Below are 24,633 nucleotides of genomic sequence, written 5' to 3' on the forward strand. Positions count from 1 at the left end.
TCCCTAGAGTCCCCCTTGTTCCCTTTCCAACCGCAAGGAGTCTCGAATGTTCAGCAAACGCACTTTCCTCAAGACCGTGGCCGCCGCCACCCTGGCCACCGCTGGCATGGGTGCAGCCCTGGCCGCCGACATCACCGGCGCCGGTGCCACCTTTCCGTTCCCCATCTACGCGAAATGGGCTGAAGCCTACAAGAAGGAAACCGGTACCGGTCTGAACTACCAGTCGATCGGCTCTTCTGGCGGTATTCGCCAGATCCGCGCCAAGACCGTGGCCTTCGGTGCCACCGACGCTCCCGTTCCCGGCGCAGACCTCGACAAGGATGGCATGGTGCAGTTCCCCGCCATCATTGGCGGCACCGTGCCTGTGATCAACCTGGAAGGCTTCAAGCCCGGTGAACTGCGCGTGACCGGCCCCGTGCTCGCCGAAATGTTCCTCGGCAAGATCGCCAAGTGGAACGACCCCAAGCTGGCGGCCCTGAACCCGGGCAAGACGTTGCCTGACGCCAACATCACCGTGGTACACCGCGCCGATGGTTCGGGCACCACCTTCAACTGGACCGACTACCTCACCGCCGTCAGCAAGGAATGGGCCGACACCGTGGGCAAGGGCGCTGCTGTGAAGTGGCCCGCCGCATCCTCCGTGGGTGGCAAGGGCAACGAAGGCGTGGCCGCCAACGTCAATCGCGTGAAGGGCGCGCTGGGCTATGTGGAGTACGCCTACGTGAAGAAGAACAACATGAACTTCCTGCAGCTCCAGAACGCCGATGGCAAGTACGTCAGCCCGGATGACAAGGCCTTTGCCGCCGCCGCCGCCGGTGCCGACTGGTTCAGCGCGCCGGGCATGGGCATTTCCATGGTCAATGCCAAGGGCGCCGACAGCTGGCCCGTGAGCACCGCTTCGTTCATCCTGATGTACAAGGATCCCGCCGACAAGGCGCAATCGGCCGAAGTGCTGAAGTTCTTCGACTGGGCGTTCAAGAATGGCAAGGGCCTGGCCGCCGAGCTGGACTACGTGCCGCTGCCCGATTCCCTGACCGCGCAGATCCGTTCGAAGGTCTGGACGCAAATCGCCAAGTAAGGCAGGCTACCCCCGAAACACCCGCGCGCAGCTTGCGAATGGGTGTTTGGGGGTTGGGAGAACCGACCTGGGAGTCAATATGACCGTGGGAACCACCATGAGCCAGCAGCCCTTGTCCATCGAACTGGACAACCCGAACATGGCGTCGATTGCGAGACGCCAGCGCATCGAGGACGTGGTGTTCCATCGCCTCACGCAGGCGTTTTCATTGCTGGTGCTGGTCGCTTTGCTCGGCATCATCGTCTCGCTCTTCGTCAACGCCTGGCCCACCTTTCAGAAATTCGGCCTTGAGTTTGTCTGGCGTGTCGAATGGGACATCATCAATGAAGAATTCGGCGCAGCGATTGCCATCGTCGGCACGCTGGCCAGCGCCGGCATCGCGTTGCTGATCGCGGTGCCTCTCGCATTTGGCATTGCATTGTTTCTCACCGAGACCTGCCCGGTCTGGCTGCGACGGCCGCTGGGCACCGCGGTCGAACTGCTGGCAGCTGTGCCCTCCATCATTTACGGCATGTTCGGTCTGTTTGTGTTTGCGCCTCTGTTTGCCGACCACTTCCAGGTGCCCGTGCAGCAGATGCTGGGCGGCATGCCGCTGGTGGGGTTTCTGTTTGGGGGCAGCACCAACGGCTTCGGCATTCTGGCCGCCGGCATCGTGCTGGCCTTCATGGTGCTTCCGTTCATCGCTGCGGTGATGCGGGATGTGTTTGAGATCGTGCCCCCCATCCTGCGCGAGTCCGCCTATGGCCTGGGATGCACCACCTGGGAGGTGGTGCGACGCGTCGTGCTGCCCTACACGCAGAAAGGCGTGATCGGCGGCGTCATGCTGGGACTGGGTCGAGCGCTGGGAGAAACGATGGCCGTGACCTTTGTGATCGGCAACGCCAACCGCATGCCCACCTCGCTGTTCTCACCCGGCACATCCATTGCTTCCACGCTGGCCAACGAATTTGGCGAGGCAGCCGACTTCCACCTCTCGACCCTGTTCGCGCTGGGTTTCCTGCTGTTCGTCATCACCTTCGTGGTGCTGTCGGCAGCCAAGATCATGATCCTGCGCGCCGAGAAGGCCAAGGGCCTGTGAGGCAAAACGCCATGGAATTCAACCAATCTCTCTACAAGAAGCGCCAGCGCTCCAACGCGATCGGCCTCACGCTGTCCATGGGGGCCATGGTGCTTGGCCTGGTGGTGCTGCTGTGGATCCTCAGCGTGTTGTTCACCAATGGCTTCAAGGCGCTGGACTGGAACATGTTCACCCAGTCCACGCCGGCACCGGGCAGCGAAGGGGGTGGACTGGCCAATGCCATCGTGGGCAGCCTGTTGATGGTCGGCTTTTCCGTGCTCGTCTCGACACCGATCGGCGTGCTCGCAGGTGTCTACCTTGCCGAATACGGCGACCGAAGCAAGACGGCCGAACTCACCCGCTTCGTCACCGACATCATGCTGTCGGCGCCCTCCATCGTGCTGGGCCTTTTCGTCTACGCCATTGCGGTGGCCACGGTGGGCAATTTCTCCGGATGGGCCGGCAGTCTGGCCTTGTCGCTGATTGCAGTGCCCGTGGTGGTGCGCACCACCGAGAACATGTTGCGCCTGGTGCCCGGTAGTCTGCGAGAAGCGGCATTTGCCCTGGGGGCTCCGCGCTGGAAAGTGGCCACCATGGTCACGCTGCGCGCGGCCCGCAGTGGCGTCATGACAGGCCTGCTGCTGGCGGTGGCCCGCATCAGTGGCGAAACCGCGCCGCTGCTGTTCACAGCGCTGAACAACCAGTTCTTCAGCACCGACATGGGCGCGCCCATGGCCAACCTGCCGGTGGTGATCTTCCAGTTTGCGCTGAGCCCCTACGACAACTGGATCCGTCTGGCCTGGGGCGGTGCACTGCTCATCACCCTGTCCGTGCTGGTGCTCAACATCGTGGCGCGTGTGTTCCTGCGGGAAAAGTCACCGAGCTGATCACCCTCACACCAACGAACCAAGAAACACCATTGCCATGGACATGACCATGCCCGAACTCGCCACCAAGCCCGCTGAAAAGCCCGCCACGAGAAACGCGCTCGAACTTCGCAACCTGAGCTTTTTCTACGGCAAGTTTCAAGGGTTGAAAAACGTCAACATGAACGTCGAGGAGCGCAAGGTCACCGCGTTCATCGGCCCCTCGGGCTGTGGCAAGTCCACGCTCCTGCGCACGCTCAACCGCATGTACAGCCTGTACCCGGGCCAGCGCGCGGAAGGTCAGATCCTGTTCTATGGCCAGGACATCCTCGATGCCAGGCAGGACATCAACCTGCTGCGCGCACGCATCGGTATGGTGTTCCAGAAGCCCACGCCATTTCCCATGTCGATTTACGACAATATTGCTTTTGGCGTGAAGCTCTACGAGAACCTGGACAAGAACGACATGGAAGAGCGCGTGGAATGGGCGCTGTCCAAGGCGGCACTGTGGAAAGAAGTCAAGGACAAGCTGCATCAGAGCGGTCTTTCGCTCTCAGGTGGTCAGCAGCAACGGCTTTGCATCGCGCGCAGCGTCGCCGTCAAGCCCTCCGTGCTGCTCCTGGACGAGCCCACCTCCGCGCTGGACCCCATCTCTACCGGCAAGGTCGAAGAGCTGGTACACGAGCTCAAGCAGGACTACACCATCGCCATCGTCACCCACAACATGCAGCAGGCCGCGCGTTGCAGCGATTACACCGCCTACATGTACCTGGGAGAACTGATCGAGTTCGGCACCACCGAGCAGATCTTCTTCAAGCCCAGCAAGACCGAAACGGAAGACTACATCACCGGACGCTTTGGCTGATCCGGGTCACACAGAGAGGCACTTCCATGAGCGACAAACACATCTCCAGTCAGTTCGACGCCGAGCTCAATTCCATTTCCACGCAGGTGCTTGAAATGGGTGGCCTGGTCGAATCGCAGCTTCACCAGGCGGTCTACGCCCTGGTTCACATGAGCCTGGAATCGGCCGAGCAGGTGATCGAGAACGAAAACCGCATCAACCAGATGGAACTGCAGATTGACCACGAGATCATCTCCACCATCGGTCGCCGCCAGCCCACCGCGCGCGACCTGCGTTTCCTGATGGCGATCTCGCGCACCACGCAGAACCTTGAGCGCGCTGGTGATGAAGTGGCGCGCATTGCGCGCATGGTCAAATCCATCATCGAAAATGGCTCACCGCGCAACCTGCCCAGTTCTGAGCTTCGCATGGCTGCCGACCTGGCCGCCGCACTCCTGCGCAAGACGCTGGACTCCTTTGCCCGGCTGGATACGGCGATGGCGGTGGCCATCATCAAAGGTGACAACGAAATTGATACTGAGTACAACGGGTTCCTGCGCAAACTCATCACCTACATGATGGAAGACCCTCGCACCATTTCCCCCAGCCTGGACCTGTTGTTCCTCGCCAAGTCCATCGAGCGCGTGGGGGACCACGCCAAGAACATCGCCGAGCAGATCATCTTCATCGTCAAGGGCGAGGATGTGCGGCATACCTCGGTGGCGCAAGTGGAGTCAGTGGTCGGATGAGAAACCTGCTACCCCCCGCGCCGCTTCGCGTCACCCCCCTGGGAGGGGGACGCCAGCTGCAGCCCGGCAAAGCCGTGTCTGCGCTGGCCTCTATGGGGGCATCGGCGTGAGAAAACTACCCCGCGTCCTTGTCGTCGAGGACGAACCGTCCATCGCCGAACTGATCGCCGTCAACCTTCGGCACAATGGGTTTGCGCCGACGGTCGTGTTCGACGGAATCGCTGCGCAGCGTGAAGTGGATGCCGTGCTGCCGGACGTGATCCTGCTCGACTGGATGCTGCCTGGTGAGAGCGGCGCATCCCTGGCGCGGCAATGGCGCAAGAACGAACGCACCAAGACCATTCCCATTCTCATGCTCACCGCGCGCAGCGACGAGTCGGACAAAGTGCAGGGACTGGACGCTGGCGCCGATGACTACATCACCAAGCCGTTTTCCACGCAGGAACTGCTCGCCCGCATCCGAGCCGTGCTTCGTCGGCGAGCGCCCGAAGTCGTGAACGACTCCGTGCAGGTCGGTGAACTCTCGCTCGACGCGGCCACCTACCGGGTCACTTTCCGGGGTTCCGAACTCAAGGTGGGGCCGACCGAATTCAAACTGTTGCACTACCTCATGAAGCATGCGGAACGTGTACACAGCCGTGGTACGCTGCTCGACAAGGTCTGGGGTGACCATGTTTTCATCGAGGAGCGAACCGTGGACGTGCATGTCAAGCGATTGAGGGAATCACTGGGTGAAGCGTCCGGCATGGTCGAGACCGTGCGCGGTGCAGGCTATCGCCTCACGGCGATGAACAACACCGGGAAACCGGCTCAAGGCGCCACGATCCCTGCGGCATGACCCGCCGTGCGATCGAACTGCTGCTCCTGGTGGCGCTGGGAGCGGTACTGGGCTGGATGCAGGATTCCGCCGGCTGGACGTTTGGCGGCGCACTCGGCGGCGCTCTGGCTTGGTCGTTTCTCGATGGTTTGCGCGCGAGGCGCGTGCTGCGCTGGCTCACCAAGGCCGATGGCGCGCGCGCGCCCAGCATGGGCGGAACCTGGGGTGAAATGGTCGATCGCTGCCGCAAGCTCATCAAGAAGCTTGAGAAAAAGGCGCAAAGCAGCGATGCGCGGCTGGAAGATTTCCTGGCCGCCATCCAGGCTTCGCCCAATGGCGTGGTGTTGCTGGACGCATCCGGACGCATCGAATGGTCCAACCTGACCGCCGCCAATCACCTGGGATTCGACCCTCAGCGCGATCTCGGGCAATACGTGCGCAACCTGGTGCGCAACCCGGCGTTCACTGCCTACCTGGGTGGCGGTGACTTCGGTCATGAAATCCAGATCGACGGCCCGGGCCCCAGGCCATCGCAACCCACCAAGATTTCCCTGCAGGTCCACCCTTACGGCAAGAAGCGCAAGCTCATGATCACGCGTGACGTGACCGCGGTGCAACTCGCCGAGACCATGCGGCGCGACTTCGTGGCCAACGTCTCGCATGAAATCCGCACGCCGCTGACCGTGCTCAGCGGCTTTGTGGAAACCATGCAGAGCATTCCCCTGGAAGAGACTGATCGCGCGCGCTACCTGGTGCTCATGAGCCAGCAGGCCCAGCGCATGCAGACCTTGGTGAGCGATCTGCTGACCCTGTCGCGCCTCGAAGGCAGTCCTGCGCCCGGACCGGGGGAATGGATCGACAGTGAAGAACTGCTCACGCATGCTATCCAGGAAGCGCGCGGCCTCACGCAAGCCATTGCGCCAACGCCGCACGATGTGCAGTCCGTGCCCGGCCCCGATCTCTGGATCTCGGGCGCCAAGACCGAGCTGCTCAGCGCCATGTCCAATCTGTTGAGCAACGCGGTGCGCTACACCCCTGGGGGTGGCCAGATCCGCGCCGGCTGGCGCATGCGGGAAGACGGCTGGGTAGAGTTCTTCGTGACGGACACCGGGCCGGGCATCGCCGCCGAACACCTGCCTCGGTTGACCGAGCGCTTCTATCGGGTGGACCGCAGCCGTTCGCGCGAAACTGGCGGCACGGGGCTTGGTCTGGCCATCGTCAAGCATGTGGCGCAAAGGCATGGCGGGCGCATCGAGGTGCACAGCGCGCTGGGCGAAGGCTCCACTTTCGTGATCGCGCTGCCGGGCTCCAGAGTCCGCGAGCGCGTGACGGGCTGAGGCCGCAGCCTAGCGGCTGATGCGCTGGTACACCAGCAGGCTTTCCTTGCTGTCTGTCAGGCGTCGCACCGTCGCCTTGAAAGCCCATTGCGTCAGATCCACGCGGCTGTCCAGCGTGGGCTGGCTGTCCGGCGAAACCACCAGACTGCGGCAATCGTCGCCGGAACCCGCGCCGGTGCGCACCAGCCGGAGGCCACCGTGGTACTGCAGTGCGGCGATCTGCGCCTGCGTCAGGCCATCGGCCAGCACGCATCGCTGGCGGTCCACAAGGCCCGCGATCCCACGCGAGATCGGACCGTAGCTGCGCCCGAAGTCCAGCAGCGGCAACCACAGGCTCATGAGGAGCAGCCAGCACAGTGTGCTGCCCGCCGCCGGCAGGATCAGGCTTTTCCAGATCGCCTGGCGGTGTTTGCCCACCCGCCACACCACCAGCCAGACCCACGCCGCCGTGGCCAGCGCGCCCAAGGCAAACAGCAGAAAGGAAAACTCGGGCACGAACCCGGGTGCGAGCTTGGCCACGTTGGCAGCGGGTTTGGCGGGCACGCCGGTCTGCATGGCAAACCAGATCACCCAGATCACCAGCGCACAGCCTGAGAAGAACAGCAGGGTGAACCAGTCGACCAATGCGGAGACGCTGCGCCGCAACGTGGGCAGGGCGAACGCCGCCAGCGCCGCCAGCGCGGGCAGAGAAAGCAGCAAGGCGCGGTCGCGTTCGTCGGCAATCGCGCTGTGTCCCGCACTCACCAGCACCGCCCAGAGCGGCAGGGCCACGTGGGGACGCAGCAACTGATGGCGCCAGCGCCACAAGGTCCACAGGGCCAGCGGCCACGCAGGCCAGGTGAACCAGATCAGCAGCTTGCCCCAGTTGCGCCACTGCACCTGTTCCAGCGGCGTTTGCAGCGCTGGCTTGGGCAACTGGCCCGTCAGCTGGGCGGTGAGCAGAACCAGTACCAAGGCCACGGCGCACCACAAAAGCGGATCGCGAACACTTTTGGGCGCTTCCAGCAGCCAGTCGGTTTCAGGTGGGACGGAGGCGGTGGACTGGCGTGCCAGCCACAGCACGAGCAGCAGGCCGCCACCCAGCAAGGCCGCTATCCAGGGAGCGCCGCTGAACACCAGCGACAGACTGGCCAGACTCCAGGTGAATACCGATCGCCAGGGTTGACGGGTACCCGCATGGGCCAGGCGGGCGGCAGAGAACAGCAGCAGCGAAACCTGCGCGAGCCGCGCCAGGTCCGGGGTGGTTTCGTGGGACAGCTGGGCCAGGCCGAGGCAAGCCACGAGCGCCAGCAGGCCCGCATCGGCCAGCGCCCGGGCGTAGTCGGTGGGATTGGCCTCGCCACCGAAGGCGAAGGCCACGGGCTGGGCCGCTGGTTGGCGTGCGAGGTGGTAGACCGTGTACCAGGTGCAGGCCAGTGTCAGAGCCAGCAGCAGCGCAAAGGGGATCCGTGCAGCGAATTCGGGCGAAAAGAAGGGGAGCAGGCGGATAAATGCGGCACCCAGCCAATAGGGCAGCGGACCGACTTCTTCGACCGCCTGACCGAGGACCTGAGGTGTCCACCAGCCGCTGTGACCCGCCGCCATTTCCAGCATGACGCCGAACGCGGAGACATCGTCGTTCTTCCATGGCTCTCGGCTCAGGAAGCCGGGCAACACATAGGCGGCACAGAAAAGGAACAGCGCCAGACGGGGCAGGCGCCGAACGGCCGACTGGCTGACGATGGCGGGGGTGGGTTGGTTCACTTCAAGGAATATACAAGGCAAAAAAAAGCAGCCGGGCGGGCTGCTTTCTCCAGGGGAAACCACCAGCAGTGGCCGGCGGGGTCCATGCACGCGCCAGTTACTTGGCGGCAGTGCCCTTGCCGTAGCGGTTGCGGAAGCGCTCCACGCGGCCACCCATGTTGTCCACGCTCTTCTGCGTGCCGGTATAGAAGGGGTGCGATTCGCTGGACGTGTCCAGCTTGTACAGCGGCAGCTCGCGGCCATCTTCCATCTTGATCATCTCTTTCGTGTTCGCGCAGGAGCGGGTCACGAATTTGAAGCCGTTGGAGAGGTCCTGGAAGCAGACTTCGCGGTAGTTGGGGTGAATGCCGTCTTTCATGGCGGTTCCTTCAGGTCAGGTGCGGTAGCCGCAGGAAAACCATTTCCCTGTACTTGTCGCGATTTGCAAAGCCTCGGATTATACCTTTCCCGGCGCCGCCTTCGGCGTCAGCCCCCAGTGGGCGATGCCTGTGGCCCCGCAAAGCCGGTGCCACGGCTTCTCTGGCGTGGGGCGCGCGCGCCGTGGGGGGTCACCCACCCCGCCTCATCATGTCGAAGAACTCGGAGTTGTTCTTGGTCGACTTCATGCTTTTCAGCACCATTTCCATCGCCTCGATTTCGTCCATGTTGTACATGAACTGGCGAAGGATGCGGGTCTTTTGCAGAATCTCGGGTTGCAGCAACAGCTCTTCGCGGCGAGTACCACTGCGGTTGAGCTGGATGGACGGGAATACGCGTTTCTCGTACAGGCGTCGGTCCAGGTGAATTTCGCAATTGCCCGTGCCCTTGAATTCTTCAAAGATCACTTCGTCCATCCGCGAACCCGTGTCGACGAGGGCGGTGGCAATGATGGTCAGCGAGCCGCCTTCCTCGATCTTGCGTGCGGCGCCGAAGAAGCGCTTCGGCCGCTGCAGGGCGTTGGCGTCCACGCCACCGGTCAGCACCTTGCCACTGGAGGGCAGAACGTTGTTGTAGGCGCGGGCCAGACGGGTGATGGAGTCGAGCAGGATCACCACGTCCTTCTTGAGCTCGACCAGGCGCTTGGCACGCTCGATCACCATCTCGGCCACATGCACGTGGCGTGCGGCGGGTTCGTCGAAGGTGGAGGCAATCACCTCGCCGCGCACGGTGCGCTGCATTTCCGTCACTTCCTCCGGGCGCTCGTCCACCAGCAGCACCATCAGCACCACCTCGGGGTGGTTGGCGGTGATGGCGTGGCAGATGTGCTGCATCATGACCGTCTTGCCGCTCTTGGGGGGCGCCACGATGAGGGCGCGCTGGCCGCGGCCGATCGGCGCAATGATGTCGATCACCCGGCCTGTGATGTTCTCTTCGCTCTTGATGTCGCGTTCCAGGCGCATCTGCTCCTTGGGGAACAGCGGCGTCAGGTTCTCGAACATGATCTTGTGCTTGTTGTCCTCGGGCGGCAGGCCGTTGATCTTGTCGAGCTTGTTGAGCGCGAAGTAGCGTTCGCCGTCCTTCGGAATCCGAACCTCGCCCTCAATCATGTCGCCGGTGTGCAGGTTGAAGCGGCGGATCTGGCTGGGCGAGATGTAGATGTCGTCGGTGCTGGCTGTGTAGCTGGTGTCTGGCGCTCGCAGGAAACCAAAGCCGTCGGGCAGCACTTCGAGCACGCCGTCTGCGTACACCAGTTCGCCGCCCTTGGCGCGCTTCTTGATGATGGCAAACATCAGTTCCTGTTTGCGCATGCGGCCGGTGTTCTCGATTTCGAGCGCTTCAGCCTGCTTGAGGACTTCAGACACGTGAAGTGCCTTGAGTTCGTTGAGGTGCATGGAATTCACTCCGGGAGGGAGTTGAGTCAGTAGCCGGGGGAGGGGGCGCTGGCGTCCGGGTGGCGGACGGTGCGCGAGATGGAGAGCGGGCGTCTGTCAGGCCCGCTGGCGCAAATTATGACAGGAAATACGGGGGGAGGAAGTGAAACGGGGCCCGGGCGTTGCACCCGGGCCGCACAGGGCCGTCCTTCAGGCCAGCTGCTGGTCGAGGAAGGCGGTCAGCTGCGCCTTGCTGAGTGCGCCCACCTTGGTCGCGGCCAACTGGCCGTCCTTGAAGAGCATCAGTGTGGGAATGCCGCGGATGCCGAACTTGGCCGGCACGTCGCGGTTGTCGTCCACATTGAGCTTGGCGATCTTGAGCTTGCCGTCGTAGGAGCCGGCCACTTCATCGAGGATGGGCGCGATCATCTTGCAGGGGCCGCACCACTCGGCCCAGAAGTCCACCAGCACCGGCGCCTTGGCTTCCAGCACATCGGCCTGGAAGCTCGCATCGGAAACGTGTTTGATCAGGTCGCTGGCCATGATTCGTCCTAAAAAGCGTTGAACGGGGAGGTTACAGTTTGAGCACATGCCAGAGAGGGGACGGGTGACGGACAACCCCCCGAGCGCACGATCCGCATCATTGTGACAGAAACCCCTATTTCATGACGCCAGCAAGCCCATCCCGGGACGACCCGCCGCCAGGGGCGGCACACCCGGCCGTGCGAGCGTGGTCCGAGATCGTGCGGCGCGTGGCAGCGGCGCTGCATGAACGCGGTGTTGATGCCCGGCGAACAGTGGTGATGGTGCCCTATGCACAACTCATGGACGTGGGCCGGCGAGCCTGGGCCACCTCCCACCCCAATGGCTTTTCCCCCCGGTTCGAATCGAGCCGAAACTGGGCCTCCACCCTGCAGCCTTTTGCTCCCGGTCCCGGCGATCTGGGCACCGACATGGCACGTGACAGCCTCGTGGCCACGGCCCTCATCGACCGCGTGGCGCCTGCCCGAAGTGACGCCGCCCTGCGTGCCGCGATGGTCTCGCGACTGGTGGAGTCCGCCCGGCAACTTGCGCCACTGGCTGCGGCCATACCGCCGGCACAACGCCTGGCCTGGGCCGAGTCGCGGCGTCAGGCGCTGGCCACAGGCCTTCAGGCGTTGCAGTTCGAAGGCCTCCTGGCCTCATTGGCGCTCACCTGGGCCAGCACCTCGTCCTATCCCACCGACGTCCTGTGGGGAGAAGCCGCCGCGCCGGGATCCGACGCCGATCTGCTGGTGGTGGTGCGGGGTTTTCAGGAAGAGCCCTTCTCCGATGCGTTGGCTTCGCATTGGGGGCAGCGGGCGCTGGTGCTGCCCTTGCACGAAGCCAGCAACGTCTGTGCGGCGGTGCGCGTACACGCCTGCGGCGACGCCGAGGACGAAGCGCAGCGCGCAGCCGCCTGCGTGATTGCGCGGGTGAATGCCGGCCGCACGCCAGTGGCGCTGGTGGCCAACGACCGCCTGCTCACGCGCCGAGTGAGCGCCATGCTCCTAGGTGCTGGCGTGACAGTGCGCGACGAGACCGGCTGGAGGCTCTCCACCACCCACGCCGCCGCGGTCCTCATGAGCGTTCTGCGCGCTGCCGACCGGCGGACCTCAATGGACGACGTGCTGGACTTTCTGAAGCAGACCCGGCATTGGCCCGATGCCACCGTGCAATCGCTGGAGCAACTCAGCCGCGAGCTGGGCATCTCGCGCTGGAAGGCCGCTTTGGGCAACCGGCTCCTGGCGCCGGCCTTGCCCGAAGGACTGGCGCCCTTGTTGGAAGGCCTGCAGGCCGGTCGCCCGCTCTCGAACTGGCTCGGCGACCTTGCCGGCGTTCTGCGCGCGGTGGGCCAATGGGATGCCTTGATGTCCGACCCGGCTGGCCAGCAGATGCTGCGCGTGCTGCGGCTGGAAGAGGGCGCCGCTCATGAGCTGGCGGGGCTGGCCGAGGCCTTTGACGCGCCAGGCACGCGCAGCCGGGGAGGCGTGCGGCTGTCGCTACCGGCGTTCACGGCGTGGGTGCGAGAAGTTCTCGAAGGCGCGAGCTTCACGCCTCCCAGCGTGGGCGATGCAGCCGTGGTGGTGCTGCCCATGCCGCAGTTGCTGGGCCGTGTGTTTGCGGCCACCGTGGTGCCGGGGTGCGATGAGGTCCATCTCAGCCCCAGTCCCGAGCCTCCTGGCGACTGGACCGCCGCACAGCGAGCGCTGCTGGGATTGCCGTCGCGGGAAGCACTGGCGCAGGCGGCAGTTGCTGCCTGGCAGGCTGCGCTGGCGCTGCCCGAACTCGATCTGTTGTGGCGCACACAGGAGCGGGGCGAGCTGGTGCTGCCCAGTGCCTGGGTGCAGGCGCTGGCGGTACCGCCAGCGGCCGATCCCCGGGAGCGGCGCCCTTTGGTCGAGCGTGTGCCGCCTCGTCCAGCCCCATCGGCGAGCGACGTGCTGCCCGAGTCGCTCTCGGCCAGTGCCTACCAGGACCTGCGTGACTGTCCCTACCGATTCTTTGCTTTGCGCCAGTTGCGCCTGGCAGAAGCCGCTGAACTGGAGGCTGAACCCGATCAGCGCGACATGGGCAATTGGCTGCATGCGGTCTTGCGCGCCTTTCACGAACAGCGCGGCGATGCGCGCCCAGGGCGTGATTCCGACCGTGCGACGCTGGACCACCTGGCAGAAGAAACGGCTGTGGCCATGGGCCTGCAGACAGACGAGGGTGGCGCCGGGTTCCTGCCCTACCAGGCGGTGTGGCCAGCCCTGCGTGAGGGCTACCTGGATTGGCTCGCCGGTTTCGAAGCCACCGACGGCAGAGCCGGTCCGCGATTCGTCGAAGCCGAGGCCGAACGCCGTGCCAGCGCGGGCCCATGGGCCTTGTTCGGCAAGCTCGACCGCGTCGATCACCAGGACAGCCCGGAAGGCCCGATACCCTTCGTGATCGACTACAAAACCGAATCCCGCGAAAAGACGCAGGCCCGCGTGAAGCAGCCGCTGGAAGACACGCAACTCGCCTTCTACGCAGCGCTGCTGCCCGATGAGAACCTGCGCGCTGCCTACCTGAGCATCACCGACAGGCGAGGCGACAGCGCCCGGGACCCGCCGACTCGGCTGATTGAACAGCCCGAGGTGCTGGTAGCCCGAGAGCGCCTTCGCGAGGGCCTGGCGCACGACTTGGCGCGGGTGGTGGCCGGTGCGCCCATGCCGGCGCTGGGCGAGGGCCAGGTGTGCGAACACTGCGCCGCCCGAGGCCTGTGCCGCAAGGACCTCTGGGAGGCCGCATGAAAGCCGCCGCCTACCGAGTCAATGGCGCACACGCCAGCCGTGAAGACTTTTACGCGCTCGCTTGCGATCCTGCGCGCAGCGTGGCGGTGGAGGCGTGTGCGGGCGCGGGCAAGACCTGGATGCTGGTCTCGCGCATCTTGCGTGCGCTGATGGACGGCTGCGCGGCACAGGACATCCTGGCCATCACCTTCACGCGCAAGGCCGCAGGCGAAATGCGCGACCGCCTGGACGCCGAGCTGCGCCGCTGGGCTCGGCTGCCAGACGAACAGCTTGCCGCCGAACTGCGCGCACGCGGCCTGAGCGAGAGCGAATCGCGGCGGCGCATGAACGAGGCCCGCGGTCTGCATGCCCGTGTGACCGTCCAAGGCCGCCCTGTGCAGGTGCGCACGTTCCACAGCTGGTTTGCGGCCTTGCTGCGCGGCGCACCGCTGACGGTGCTGCAAGAGCTGCAGTTGCCCGTGCAGTACGAATTGCTGGAGGACGACGAAAAGGCGATGGCCCAGGTGTGGCCCCGTTTCTACGCGGCGCTCGCCGCCCACCCGGGGGACCGACAGGACTTCATGGACAGTGTGGCGCAACACGGCCGCTCCCAGACCGCCAACGCCTTGAAGAAGGCCTTGCAAAAACGCGTGGAGTTCGCATTGGCCGATGGCGCGGGTGTGTTGGAAACCTCGGTCGATACCTTCGCCACGCTCCATCCTGCCCTGGCGGGGCTGGACCGCCCCGAATTGGCGCTGATGAAGGATCGCGCGCGCGATCGCTGGCTGGGATGGGCCAAGGCGCTCGGTGGTGAGACCAACAAGACGCCACAGGCCAGCGCGGTGCAGGTGGTGCAGGCGTTTGAATTGCCTGACGAACCCGGACAGATGCCCCGGCGCCTGGCGTTGTTGCGCAAGGCATTTCTGGTGGCCGACGAAGACCGGCTGAACAAGAACCTGGTCAAATTCGACGCCGCTCTGGCGGCGGAAGCTGAACTGGTGGAGCTGTGCCAGGCGAGCCGGCAGCATGGCGCCTGGCAGCACCACCAGCGAATGGCCCGGCTCACGCGCGTGCTGCTGGGCAGCTTTGCCGAGCTCAAGCGCGAGCGCGGCTGGGTCGACATGAACGACGTGGAGGGCGCCGCCCGACGCCTGCTCGGCGATGCCGAACTCTCCGGCTGGCTGCAACAGCGGCTGGACGCGCGCGTGCGCCACGTGCTCATCGACGAATTCCAGGACACCAACCCGCTGCAATGGCAGACCCTCTACGGCTGGCTCTCCGCCTACGCGGGGGCTGGCTCGGGCGAGGCGCCCTGCGTCTTCCTGGTGGGTGACCCCAAGCAATCCATTTACCGTTTCCGCCGTGCCGAGCCCCAGGTGTTCAAGGCCGCGCAGGCTTTCGTGGTGCAGGGCCTGGCGGGAGTGCTGCTCAGTTGCGATCACACGCGCCGGTGCGCCCCGGCGGTGGTGGATGCGCTCAACCAGGCCATGAGTGCCGCTGTGCAGGCGGGTGAATACGGCAGCGACTTTCGTGCCCACACCACCGAAAGCACGGGCGAAGGCGCCGTGCTCTGCCTGCCGCAGTTGCCGCGCAGCCTGCGCGAGCGCGACGACGGGAGCGAACTCGACGTTTGGCGCGACAGCCTGGTCACGCCGCGAGTGCTCCCGGAAGACACCATGTCCGCGCTGGAAGCCCGCCAGGCCGCCGACTGGGTCGCTGCCGAGATCGCCTCCGGGCGCGTCGCGCCCGACGACATCATGGTGTTGTCGCGCCGCCGCGAGCGCCTGGCCTGGATGTTCGAAGCCTTGCGCGAGCGAGGCATTGCAAGCGAACAGCCCGAGAAGCTCGAACTCGGCGATGCACCCGCAGTGCAGGATGTGGTGGCGCTGCTCGACGCCCTGGTCTCGAACGGTCACGACCTGAGCCTGGCCCGCGCGCTGAAGTCGCCCGTGTTTCTGTGCAGCGACGACGATCTGGCCCAACTCGCACGCCTGCGGCTGCAATGGACACCGTCCCGTCTTTCCTGGTGGGGGGTGCTGCAGCGCTTTGGCGGCATGACACCCGAGGAACAGCGCAGCCTCTCGCAGGACGACGGTCAGGCCGCACGGCTGCGGGAGGCCGCGCAGCGACTGGCGCTCTACCGCCAATGGGTGAATGAACTGCCGCCACACGATGCACTCTCCGCCCTCTACGACCACGGCGACGTGCTCGCGCGCTTCGCCCAGGCCGTTCCGGCGCAGCAGCGCCCGGTCGTGCTGGCGCAGTTGCGCGACCTGCTGGCGCAATCGCTGGCGCATGAAGGCGGGCGTTTCCTCACGCCCTACCGGCTGGTGCGGGCGCTCAAGGTCGGCGGCATCCGGGCCACGCCGGTACACACGCCCGGCGCCGTGCGGCTGCTCACCATCCACGGCGCCAAAGGCCTGGAGGCGCACACCGTGCTGCTGCTTGACACCGACACCGGTGGCTCGCGGCCCGAGAGCATGGGTGTGCTGGTGGACTGGCCTGGCGAAGAAACCGTGCCGCGCCGTTTCGTCTTCCTCGCCAGCGAAAAGAACCCGCCGGCTTGCGCCGTCCAGGCACTGGCCATTGAACAGCAGGCGCGCTCGCTGGAAGAACTCAACGCGCTCTATGTGGCCATCACCCGCGCCGAGTCGCGCCTGATGGTTTCCAGCTTCGAGCCCCACCAGCGAGGCCAGGCCACCACCTGGTACCAGCGGCTGCAACCCTTGGCGATGGCGGCGGACGCGCCACCGATGGACCAGGGGCAACTGCACCGGCTGCAAGAAACCGGGACGCCGAGCCTGGCCGTTTTGCCCGCCGTCATCGCGAGCGCGCCTTCACCGGTTACCCCTGTGTCCGCAAGGCCTGTCACCGACGACATCGCCACGCGCACCGGGCTGGCGCTGCACCGCCTGTTGCAATGGCGGCCCACCTCCGCCCAGGGCTTTGACTGGAGCGCCGACCACACCCGGGCGGTGGCACGCGAATTCGAGCTGGACGCGTCCCAGGCGCGAGATGCGCTGTCCATGGCGCAGCGCATCGTCGCCGGCGAGGCTTCATGGGCCTGGGATGCGGCCCAGCTGGTCCACTGGGGCAACGAGGTCGAGTTGTTTCACCAGGGCGAACTGTTCCGACTCGATCGCCTGGTCCGCCGCCGCGACACCGGTGACTGGTGGGTGCTCGACTACAAGAGTGCCCTGAACCCTGAGCGCGATGCCGACAAGCTGGCCCAAATGCAGCGCTACCGAACGGCCATGGCCCAAGCCCGCCCGGGCGAACCGGTGCGCCTGGCTTTCATCAACCCCCAGGGCCGGCTGATCGAGCTCCCTGGCGAACAGGAATCCCGGTGAGCCACCCGATGAACATCGACGTCGCCGTCATTGGCGGAGGTCCCGCTGGCCTCATGGCCGCTGAAGTCATGGGCCGTGCTGGCATCGCCGTGCATGTGTTCGATGCCATGCCCTCGGTGGGACGCAAGTTCCTGCTGGCCGGCAAGGGCGGCATGAACCTCACGCACGCCGAGCCACTGCCCGCCTTCGTGGGTCGCTACGGTGCGCACAGCGAGCGCCTGAGCCCCCTGCTCGACGCCTTTGGCCCTCAGGCGGTGCGCGAGTGGGCGGGCGGCCTGGGCATCGACACCTTCGTGGGCAGCTCGCGGCGCGTGTTCCCCACCGACATGAAAGCCGCGCCCCTGCTGCGCGCCTGGCTGCATCGCCTGCGCCACCCGCAGGGCAACGGCGTGCCCGTGAGCTTTCACATGCGCCACCGCTGGCGCGGCTGGGGTGAAGACCAGGGTCTGGACTTCGACACACCATCCGGCCGCTGGCGCGTGCGGGCTGGTGCGACCGTGCTGGCGCTTGGTGGTGCGAGCTGGGCGCGACTGGGTTCCGACGGTGCATGGGTTCCCTGGTTGCAGGCGGCCGGAATTGAAGTGGCAGCGCTGCGTCCCAGCAACTGCGGTTTCGACGTCGCCAACGGCTGGTCGCCATTTTTCGCTGAACGATTCGCGGGGCAACCCTTCAAGTCGGTGGCCATTCGCGCCACCGATGGTCAGGGGCACAACTTCCAGCGCAAGGGCGAGTTCGTGGCCACCGCCACCGGCGTCGAAGGCAGCCTGATCTACGCCGCGTCCGGCCTGCTGCGCGACCAGATCGAGCGCACCGGCCACGCCACCTTCGAGCTCGATCTGCTGCCTGACCGCAGCGCCGACCAGGTACTGACCGAGGTGGCCCATCCACGCGGCTCGCGCAGCGTCTCCAGCCACCTCAAGAGCCGCCTGGGCCTGGAGGGAATCAAGATGGCCATCGTCAACGAACGGGTGGACAAAGACACGCTGCACGATCCTGCTCGGCTGGCCACGCTGCTCAAAGCCCTGCCCATCACCCTGGCGCGGCCTCGTCCGATTGACGAAGCCATCAGCAGCGCCGGAGGCGTGGCATGGGCAACGCTTGATGATTCGCTCATGGTGCGCGCACGGCCCGGGCTGTTCTGCGCAGGTGAGATGCTGGACTGGGAAGCCCCCACCGGTGGTTACCTGCTCACCGCATGCCTGGCCAGCGGCGTGCGGGCCGGGCAGGGCGTGGAGGCCTATCTGAGCTCGCAAGCTCAGTCGACCAGCGCCTCCAGAATCAACGAATAGGACTTGCCGATCCAGAGCGCACCATCGCGGTGATCGCTCAGCGCATCGCCCGTGTTGGGGTGGAGCAGCACATCCAGGGTGCCGTGGTTGAGGGCGAGCCAGCTGGCCACCAGGGCGAACTCGGATGCGTCGAAAGCCACCTGAAAAGTCCAGGCCGGATGCGGCCCGACCGGCTTCTCATGGAAGCGCCCAATCTGCACCCGCGCGCCCAGCTCGGTCGCAATGACCTCGCGCAAGGTCCACGCCGCGTCGCGCGTGTCGGCGCCAAAGTACACGTGGGCATGCCAGCCGGTGATGGAGGAGGGATCGCGTGCAGACATGGTGCGCCATGCTAACAGGCAGCCACGCGCGTCGTGGGCACCGATGGCGCGGCCATGGTCGGGCCGCTGACTTGCGCGTCTGTGCTGGCGGCAGGTTTGCTGACGGAGGCGGCACACCCGCTGAGGATGAAGGCGGCCACAAGGGCGTGGGAAAGAAAGCAACGAGGCATGAATCAGGCCTTGGATGTCGAGAGACTGAAGGCCTGGCTTGAATGCGTGGTGACTGAAGGTCTGCACCTTCATACTGCGTCACGGCTGCTTGGCGTGTTGAGAAGAAGGTGACGAGCCTTGACCCCGGCACTGGATTCACAGTTAGGGCTGCTTGGTTCCCCACCTGACCCGGTTGGCCGCTTCACCATGCGGGAAGGCCCGTCGGGGGCTATTGTAGGCGACGGGCCGGTTCGCTGTGCTCAGCGCAGTTGCAAGTCTTCGTTGCCAAAGGTGATGGTCAGTGGTTCGATGACCAGTTGCTTCGGACCTTTTTCCACCTGACCCGCCACCAGCGCCTCTACGCCTTGTGCCTGGGCGATTTCCACCGTGCGCTGGGCTTGTTCGGAGGGCACGAAGAGGGCGAACCCTGCGCCCATGTTGAGCGTGCTGTAGGCCTCGCGGTCGTCCTGCTTTGCGTGTTGCTGGATGAACTTGAGGACCGGGGTCACTGCTGGCACTTTCGTGATGCGGTAGGTGAGTTCGGCGGGGTGGCGCAGGAGTTTGCGCCAGCCGTGGCCGGTGATGTTGGCGCAGTAGTGTGGCGTGATGCCGGCTCGGTACAGCGCTTCGGTGACCGGGGAATAGAGCACGGTGGGTGCGAGCAGGGCTTCGCCAAAACTCAGGCCTGGCGTGACTTCGGTCAGGTAGCCCTGCGGCAAGCGTTCGGCCAGCTTGCGTGCCAGGCTCAGGCCGTTGGCGTGGATGCCGCTGGAGGCCAGTAGCACGATCGCGTCGCCTGCACCGAGGCGGTCGCCCACCGAGAGGCGCTCCTTGGGGTTGATGAGACCGGTGCAGGATGCCGCGAGGTCGATGCGGCCGGCTTCCACGATGCCTGCCAGCGCCGGAGTCTCGCCGCCGCCCCAGGCCACGCCGCAGATGTCGCAAGCCTTTTTCCAGCCGGCCACCAGAGCCTGGGCGCGTGTGGCATCGCCAAACCAGTCGCTGCCGCCTGCCGCCCAGTAGGCCTGCACCACCAGCGGCGTGGCGCCTACGGTGATGAGGTCGTTGATGGCCATGGCGATGGTGTCCTGCGCGATGCCTTCGTAGTAGCTCCTGCCGGTCAGGCGCGCCATCTCGTCGGCCACCAGGGCCTTGCTGCCCAGGCATTCGACGATGCTGGCCAGGTAGAACGGGCCGACGTCGACCACATAGGCCGATTCACCGCGCGAGGCGGCGATTTCGCTGAATCCGTGCGCGCCCAGGTGGGCGCCGGTGGCAGCGGCGGCGCGCTGCGCGGCCACTTTCAGTGGGTCGATGAGGTCGTAGTTGACGCCGGCTTGTTCGTAGCTCAGCGTGTCGGAGGCGGCGGGGGAGGTGGGGGAAGACATGGCGTGGATTATCCGGGATCGGCGGGGCGGGCTGCCGAGGGGGCGCCCGTAGAATGCGGGGCATGTCTTACCTCGTGCTCGCCCGCAAGTACCGCCCCAAGTCCTTTGCCGAAATGGTGGGCCAGGCGCACGTGGTGCAGGCACTGTCAAACGCGCTCACCACCCAGCGTCTGCACCATGCCTACCTGTTCACCGGTACGCGCGGCGTGGGCAAGACGACGGTCTCGCGCATCCTGGCCAAGTCGCTCAACTGCCTGGGGCCAGACGGGCAGGGCGGCATCACCGCCGAACCCTGTGGCGTGTGCCAGGCCTGCACCGACATCGACAGCGGCCGTTTTGTCGACTACACCGAACTCGATGCCGCTTCCAACCGGGGCGTGGACGAGGTGCAGGCGCTGCTGGAGCAGGCGGTCTACAAGCCGGTGCAGGGTCGCTTCAAGGTCTTCATGATCGACGAGGTCCACATGCTGACCAACACGGCGTTCAACGCCATGTTGAAGACGCTGGAGGAACCGCCCGAATACCTCAAGTTCGTGCTGGCCACCACCGACCCGCAGAAGGTGCCGGTGACCGTGCTCTCGCGCTGCCTGCAGTTCAACCTGCGCCCGATGGCGCCAGAGACCGTGCTGGAGCACTTGCAGCAGGTGCTGCAGGCCGAGCAGGTGAACGCCGACCAGCAGTCGCTGCGCCTCATCTCTCGTGCTGCACGCGGCTCCATGCGCGACGCGCTCTCGCTCACCGACCAGGCCATCGCCTTCGGTGGCGGCCAGTTGCAGGAAGCCACGGTGCGCCAGATGCTGGGTGCGGTCGACCGCTCCTATGTGTTGCGGCTGATCGACGCGCTGTCCCGCAGCGACGGCGCTCAGGTGGTCGAGACGGTCGATGCGCTGCGCCTCAATGGCTTGAGCGCGGCCTCCACGCTGGAAGAAATGACCGGTGTGCTGCAACGCATGGCGGTGTTGCAGGCGGTGCCTGATCATGCGCGGACCGAGGGGCAGGACGATCCCGACGAAGCGCAGATCGCACGACTGGCGCACAGCCTGCCGGCCGACGAAACGCAACTGCTCTACAGCCTTTGCCTGCATGGGCGCGCCGAACTCGGGCTGGCACCTGACGAATACGCGGCGCTCACCATGGTGCTGCTGCGTCTGCTGGCGTTCAAGCCCGCCGGCGCAGCGGAAAAAAAAACACTGAAAACGGCTGAACCTCTACCGCGCGCGGCCGCCACGCAGCCTGTGGTTGTGGCGCCGGTCAACGTGCCGCCGCCCGCGCCCACGCGGCCTGTACCGCCGTCAGTGCCCGCGCAAGCTGCCGTGGCCGTGCTTTCGCCGGCGCCGGAAACGGCCCGATCTCAGCCCGCAGCCGATGTTGCCGACGAACCTCCCTGGCCCGAGGACGACGGCCCGCCCTGGGAAGATGCCGGGCCAGAGGCTGAGCCGGCACCCAGCCGTGTGCTGGCCATACCCGTTCGCGACGCTGGCGAGCCCAGTCGGCTGGACCAGCCGCAGCCTCGCTCCCCGGCGCCGCTGGAGGCACCCGCCGGCAGCGAAGAGGGCGATTTCTGGTTTGACACCGTGATGGAGCTCGTGCGTGCCGAAGCCATCACGGCGCTGGTGCGTGAACTTGGCCTGCAGTCTCAACTGGTGGCGCGCGATGCGGGTCAATGGATGCTGCGGGTGGACCGCGGCTCGCTCAACCAGGGCAATGCGCGCGACCGGCTCGCTGCGGCATTGCAGACGCTGGGCCACGAAGTGCGCCTGGTGGTGGAGATCGGCGCCATCACCGATTCGCCCGCGCGGCGACTGGCCTTTGCCGCCCAGCAACGCCAGCAACAGGCCGAAGCGGTGATTCTGGGCGACCCTTTCGTGCAATCCATGATGCGCGACTTTGGCGGCAAAATCGTGCCAGGCTCGATCAAGGCCACCCGCGCCTGAGCGGCTTCAGATTCTTTTTTTCAGACACAAGGAAAACCATGTTCAACAAAGGACAACTCGCCGGCCTCATGAAGCAGGCGCAGGCGATGCAGGACAACCTCAAGAAGGCCCAGGACGAACTTGCGAACATCGAAGTCACGGGCGAGTCCGGTGCGGGCCTGGTGAAGGTGCTCATGACCTGCAAGCACGACGTCAAGCGTGTGACCATCGACCCCAGCCTGCTTGCCGATGACAAGGACATGCTGGAAGACCTGGTGGCCGCCGCCTTCAACGCGGCGGTGCGCAAGGCCGAGGAAACCTCTGCCGAGAAGATGGGCAAGATCACGGCCGGCATGCCGGGCCTGCCGCCTGGCATGAAGTTTCCTTTCTGACCGTCCGGACCGAACACGCCTTCGCGAGCCTCATGGCCGACAACCATTCGCTGGAGCTCCTGATCCAGTCGCTGCGGCGACTGCCTGGGGTGGGCGTGAAATCGGCACAGCGCATGGCGTTCCACCTGCTGCAGCACGACCGCGAGGGCGCGGTGCAGCTGGCGCGCGCACTGGAGCACGCCGCAGCCTCGGTGAAGCACTGCTCGCTCTGCCACACCTTCACCGAAGACGATCTGTGCCCCACCTGCCGCGACCCGCGGCGAGACCACAGCCAGCTCTGCGTGGTGGAGACGCCGGCCGACCAGGCTGCCATGGAGCGCACCGGCGCCTACAAGGGCCTGTATTTCGTGCTCATGGGCAAGCTCAATCCGCTCGATGGCGTGGGGCCGCGCGATATCGGCCTGCAGAAACTGTTTGACCGCATCTCCAGCGAAGCCGGCCTGCGCGAGGTGATTCTGGCCACCAACTTCACGGCCGAGGGCGAGACCACGGCGCACGTGATCGCACAGGCGCTCAAGGGTCGTGGAGTTCAGGTGACGCGACTGGCGCGGGGCGTGCCGGTGGGCAGTGAGCTCGAATACGTGGACCTGGGCACCATTGCCCATGCGCTGGTGGACCGGCGCTGATCGGCGCCGCCTTTTCTTGATGGAAAGAAGCTCATCATGAAGCTCGCGGGATTGACGGTGGCCTATTGGTCTGTGCTGGTGGCGGCCATGCTGCCGATGGCGTGTGGCTGGCTCGCCAAGTCGGGCAGCTTCGGCAAATCCCGGCGCGAGGGCGGTTACGACAACCACAATCCGCGCGCCTGGCTGGCTCGCCAGAGCGGTTGGCGTGCGCGCGCCAATGCGGCGCAGGCCAACAGCTTCGAGGCGTTGCCCTTCTTCATCGGCGCGGTGATCATTGCGCACCAGCTTGGTGGAACGCAGGTCCGCATCGACGTTCTCGCCTTCGTGTTCGTGGTGCTTCGGCTGCTCTACATCGCCATGTACGTCGCCGACATGGCCACTGCGCGCAGCCTGCTCTGGACGCTGGCCATCGCTGTGAACATCGCCATCCTGTTCACCTGAGCCTTGCGTCGAGCCTGGAGTCTGCGCTCGTTACATCAGCTTTCAATTGCGCTCGGTACAAACCCGCTCGGGATAGGTCCCGATGCGGCTGCCACCCATCGCGCCTAGTCTCAAGGTTCATTCAGAAGTGTGAGCCAAGAGAGGAAAACCGGGTCATGTGGAGTCGCCGTCAGTGGGGCCGTGTCTGTGCGCTGGGTATGGTTGCGGCGGCACTGCCGCCCGTGCGTGCCCAGACCGCGCCCGCCACCAGCCCGGCCCGCGCCAGTGCGCCTCGTCTGGTGATTGCGGCCTACGAGCGGTCGTCCTTCTGCTATCTGCCTCTCACCATTGCAGAACGCCTGGGCTACTTCGCGCAAGAAGGCCTGGAGGTTGAGGTGCGCGAGTTCGCCGATGCCGCGCTGGCTGCGCAGGCCGTGCAGGCAGGCGGTGCGCAAGTGCTTTCGGCACCCTACAGCAGCACCATCAGCCTGCAGGCCAGGGGCCAGAACTATCAGTCCTTTGTATTGCAGGGCCGCGCACCACAGATCGTGCTGGGTGTATCGCTCAAAACCATGGGGCACTACCGTCAGCTCAGCGACTTGCGAGGGCGTCGGGTGGGTGTGGTCTCCGACGGATCGGCGTCACACCGCGTGGCCAGCATGGTGCTGGGCAAGGCTGGCCTTCGGCCCGGTGAGGTGCTTTACGTGGCGCACCCTTCGCCGGCGCTGGCCCTGCAGGCGTTTCGGCGCGGGCAACTGGACGCCATCAGCTACAACGACCCCACGGTGACCGAACTGGAACAGGGGGGCGAGTTGCGTGTGGTGGTGGATACGCGCAGCACGCGAGGCACTGCCGACGTGTTTGGTGGACCCATGCCTTCGGGCTGTCTGTGTGCCCCGGTGGACTTTCTGACCCAGTATCCCCGTGCTGGCCAGGGCCTGGCCAACGCCATGGTGCATGCCCTGAAGTGGTTGCAGACGGCCGGGCCGTCGGACCTCATCAAGGCCGTGCCCGAGCGGCATTTCCAGGGCGATCGCGCGCTCTACCTGGCGGCGTTCGCTCGTGTGCGCGAAGCCTGGACGGTCGATGGGCTCATGCCCGACGCCGGTCCTGCCACGGCGGCGCGCATGCTGGCGTTGTTCGAAGACGCGGGCTCGGTCCAGCGCGTGGACCTCACCCGAACCTTCACCAACGATTTCGCACGCAAGGCCAAAGCCCGCTTCCGGGCCTGA

At 65.5% G+C, this 24,633-nt stretch carries 21 protein-coding genes and 1 other RNA gene; 15 read left to right on the top strand and 7 right to left on the bottom strand.

Going from position 1 to position 24,633, the window contains the following annotated elements; translation table 11 throughout:
- Nucleotides 1-46: 46 nt before the first annotated feature.
- From pstS to phoR, 7 genes are all read left to right on the top strand, one after another.
- Entirely contained in the window at nt 47-1,078 is a 1,032-nt protein-coding gene (gene pstS / locus AB7F11_RS15315; RefSeq protein ID WP_428289561.1) for a phosphate ABC transporter substrate-binding protein PstS, read from the top strand.
- Nucleotides 1,079-1,175: 97 nt separating this feature from the next.
- The gene (gene pstC, locus AB7F11_RS15320) at nt 1,176-2,156 is read left to right on the top strand and encodes a phosphate ABC transporter permease subunit PstC (RefSeq protein ID WP_428300786.1); all 981 of its coding nucleotides are present in this window, start codon (nt 1,176-1,178) and stop codon (nt 2,154-2,156) included.
- A gap of 11 nt (nt 2,157-2,167) precedes the next feature.
- Nucleotides 2,168-3,022 carry a phosphate ABC transporter permease PstA gene (pstA, locus tag AB7F11_RS15325; protein WP_428289559.1) on the top strand — a complete coding sequence of 285 codons (855 nt, stop codon included), beginning with the start codon at nt 2,168-2,170 and terminating at the stop codon, nt 3,020-3,022.
- Between the two features lie 43 nt (nt 3,023-3,065).
- Nucleotides 3,066-3,866, top strand: a complete 801-nt coding sequence (gene pstB, locus AB7F11_RS15330) for a phosphate ABC transporter ATP-binding protein PstB (protein WP_428289592.1) — start codon at nt 3,066-3,068, stop codon at nt 3,864-3,866.
- A 26-nt stretch (nt 3,867-3,892) separates the two neighbouring features.
- The gene (phoU, locus tag AB7F11_RS15335) at nt 3,893-4,594 is read left to right on the top strand and encodes a phosphate signaling complex protein PhoU (protein ID WP_428289558.1); all 702 of its coding nucleotides are present in this window, start codon (nt 3,893-3,895) and stop codon (nt 4,592-4,594) included.
- A 106-nt stretch (nt 4,595-4,700) separates the two neighbouring features.
- Nucleotides 4,701-5,432 (top strand): phosphate regulon transcriptional regulator PhoB, encoded by a 732-nt coding sequence (phoB, locus tag AB7F11_RS15340; RefSeq protein ID WP_428289557.1) that lies wholly within the window; start codon nt 4,701-4,703, stop codon nt 5,430-5,432.
- Nucleotides 5,429-6,748 (top strand): phosphate regulon sensor histidine kinase PhoR, encoded by a 1,320-nt coding sequence (gene phoR, locus AB7F11_RS15345; protein ID WP_428289556.1) that lies wholly within the window; start codon nt 5,429-5,431, stop codon nt 6,746-6,748. Before phoB ends, phoR begins: the two co-directional genes overlap by 4 nt.
- Nucleotides 6,749-6,757: 9 nt before the next feature.
- Here phoR and AB7F11_RS15350 read toward each other — a convergent pair whose 3' ends face one another.
- The 4 genes from AB7F11_RS15350 to trxA all read right to left on the bottom strand — a co-directional run bounded on the left by AB7F11_RS15350 (nt 6,758) and on the right by trxA (nt 10,824).
- Nucleotides 6,758-8,491, bottom strand: a complete 1,734-nt coding sequence (locus AB7F11_RS15350) for a hypothetical protein (protein ID WP_428289555.1) — start codon at nt 8,489-8,491, stop codon at nt 6,758-6,760.
- 97 nt (nt 8,492-8,588) lie between these two features.
- Nucleotides 8,589-8,849, bottom strand: coding sequence for a type B 50S ribosomal protein L31 (locus AB7F11_RS15355; RefSeq protein ID WP_428289554.1), 261 nt, complete (start codon nt 8,847-8,849; stop codon nt 8,589-8,591).
- 190 nt (nt 8,850-9,039) lie between these two features.
- Nucleotides 9,040-10,302, bottom strand: a complete 1,263-nt coding sequence (gene rho, locus AB7F11_RS15360) for a transcription termination factor Rho (protein WP_428289553.1) — start codon at nt 10,300-10,302, stop codon at nt 9,040-9,042.
- A gap of 189 nt (nt 10,303-10,491) precedes the next feature.
- The gene (gene trxA / locus AB7F11_RS15365) at nt 10,492-10,824 is read right to left on the bottom strand and encodes a thioredoxin TrxA (RefSeq protein ID WP_086123884.1); all 333 of its coding nucleotides are present in this window, start codon (nt 10,822-10,824) and stop codon (nt 10,492-10,494) included.
- A 122-nt stretch (nt 10,825-10,946) separates the two neighbouring features.
- Between trxA and AB7F11_RS15370 the strand changes: the two genes are divergently transcribed.
- The 3 genes from AB7F11_RS15370 to AB7F11_RS15380 are packed head-to-tail and all read left to right on the top strand — an operon-like array spanning nt 10,947 to nt 18,192.
- A complete protein-coding gene (locus AB7F11_RS15370; RefSeq protein ID WP_428289552.1) occupies nt 10,947-13,574 on the top strand; it encodes a PD-(D/E)XK nuclease family protein in 2,628 nt (875 codons plus the stop codon).
- Complete coding sequence (locus tag AB7F11_RS15375; protein ID WP_428289551.1) at nt 13,571-16,903, top strand: UvrD-helicase domain-containing protein; 3,333 nt, start codon at nt 13,571-13,573, stop codon at nt 16,901-16,903. The genes AB7F11_RS15370 and AB7F11_RS15375 overlap by 4 nt, the downstream gene beginning before the upstream one ends.
- An 8-nt stretch (nt 16,904-16,911) precedes the next feature.
- Nucleotides 16,912-18,192 carry a TIGR03862 family flavoprotein gene (locus tag AB7F11_RS15380; protein ID WP_428289550.1) on the top strand — a complete coding sequence of 427 codons (1,281 nt, stop codon included), beginning with the start codon at nt 16,912-16,914 and terminating at the stop codon, nt 18,190-18,192.
- Here the strand turns inward: AB7F11_RS15380 and AB7F11_RS15385 are convergent.
- The 3 genes from AB7F11_RS15385 to AB7F11_RS15395 form a co-directional block, all read right to left on the bottom strand.
- On the bottom strand, nt 18,159-18,512 hold the full coding sequence (locus AB7F11_RS15385) for a DOPA 4,5-dioxygenase family protein (RefSeq protein ID WP_428289549.1): 354 nt from the start codon (nt 18,510-18,512) through the stop codon (nt 18,159-18,161). The genes AB7F11_RS15380 and AB7F11_RS15385 overlap by 34 nt on opposite strands.
- A gap of 277 nt (nt 18,513-18,789) precedes the next feature.
- An RNA gene (gene ffs / locus AB7F11_RS15390) (signal recognition particle sRNA small type) lies at nt 18,790-18,886 on the bottom strand.
- 36 nt (nt 18,887-18,922) lie between these two features.
- Nucleotides 18,923-20,050 carry an AIR synthase-related protein gene (locus AB7F11_RS15395; RefSeq protein ID WP_428289548.1) on the bottom strand — a complete coding sequence of 376 codons (1,128 nt, stop codon included), beginning with the start codon at nt 20,048-20,050 and terminating at the stop codon, nt 18,923-18,925.
- 62 nt (nt 20,051-20,112) lie between these two features.
- On the opposite strand from AB7F11_RS15395, the gene dnaX reads away from it, so the two are divergent.
- The 5 genes from dnaX to AB7F11_RS15420 all read left to right on the top strand — a co-directional run bounded on the left by dnaX (nt 20,113) and on the right by AB7F11_RS15420 (nt 24,633).
- Nucleotides 20,113-21,984, top strand: a complete 1,872-nt coding sequence (dnaX, locus tag AB7F11_RS15400) for a DNA polymerase III subunit gamma/tau (RefSeq protein WP_428289547.1) — start codon at nt 20,113-20,115, stop codon at nt 21,982-21,984.
- Between the two features lie 38 nt (nt 21,985-22,022).
- Nucleotides 22,023-22,355, top strand: a complete 333-nt coding sequence (locus AB7F11_RS15405; RefSeq protein WP_428289546.1) for a YbaB/EbfC family nucleoid-associated protein — start codon at nt 22,023-22,025, stop codon at nt 22,353-22,355.
- 32 nt (nt 22,356-22,387) lie between these two features.
- Nucleotides 22,388-22,981 carry a recombination mediator RecR gene (recR, locus tag AB7F11_RS15410; protein WP_428289545.1) on the top strand — a complete coding sequence of 198 codons (594 nt, stop codon included), beginning with the start codon at nt 22,388-22,390 and terminating at the stop codon, nt 22,979-22,981.
- Between the two features lie 36 nt (nt 22,982-23,017).
- The gene (locus tag AB7F11_RS15415; protein ID WP_428289544.1) at nt 23,018-23,422 is read left to right on the top strand and encodes an MAPEG family protein; all 405 of its coding nucleotides are present in this window, start codon (nt 23,018-23,020) and stop codon (nt 23,420-23,422) included.
- A gap of 155 nt (nt 23,423-23,577) precedes the next feature.
- Nucleotides 23,578-24,633 (top strand): ABC transporter substrate-binding protein, encoded by a 1,056-nt coding sequence (locus AB7F11_RS15420; RefSeq protein ID WP_428289543.1) that lies wholly within the window; start codon nt 23,578-23,580, stop codon nt 24,631-24,633.

The sequence above is a fragment of the Hydrogenophaga sp. genome, from assembly GCF_050250835.1.
Taxonomy (GTDB): Bacteria; Pseudomonadota; Gammaproteobacteria; order Burkholderiales; family Burkholderiaceae_C; genus Hydrogenophaga.